Source organism: Modicisalibacter radicis, from assembly GCF_900961225.1.
In the GTDB taxonomy this organism is placed as follows: domain Bacteria; phylum Pseudomonadota; class Gammaproteobacteria; order Pseudomonadales; family Halomonadaceae; genus Modicisalibacter.
The window spans coordinates 1-381 of the sequence record NZ_CAAHFN010000037.1; the positions used below are offsets into that span (position 1 = coordinate 1).

The window sequence follows — 381 nt, forward strand, 5'->3', positions numbered from 1 at the left end:
GCATTATTGATAGCATTTGCAAGCAAACCGTTAGCGACTTCTGCTGAATGCTTCTGGGCGGATTCAAGTTCGAAGTGCAACGCTAAGCCGCCTGTCTTAGCTCAGCAAAGACCACTGAAGGTTGCCGGAATCCAAGACATTTCCGTGGCCTGCTATTCAGTGCTCTCTGGTACTTGCGGAGCTCCCCTGTGTGATAAGTCAGGTGTGGAATTTTTACGTATAAGGCCCCGCTAGGCGGAAACCAATACTGAAGCCAAATCACTGGTAAACAGCCGGATCTTCTTGTGATCCTTTTACTCTCGTCGTAATCTCATGTCCTGTAAACAAAAAAACCACCGCTACCAACGGTGGTTCGTTTGCCGGAATCAAGAGCTACCAACT

The 381-nt window shown here is 48.3% G+C and carries 1 pseudogene; it reads right to left on the reverse strand.

The features are described from left to right. Positions 1-82: 82 nt before the first annotated feature. Positions 83-184 (reverse strand): annotated as a pseudogene (locus HR9077_RS02235) (IS30 family transposase); the annotation flags it as partial. Positions 185-381 lie beyond the last annotated feature (197 nt).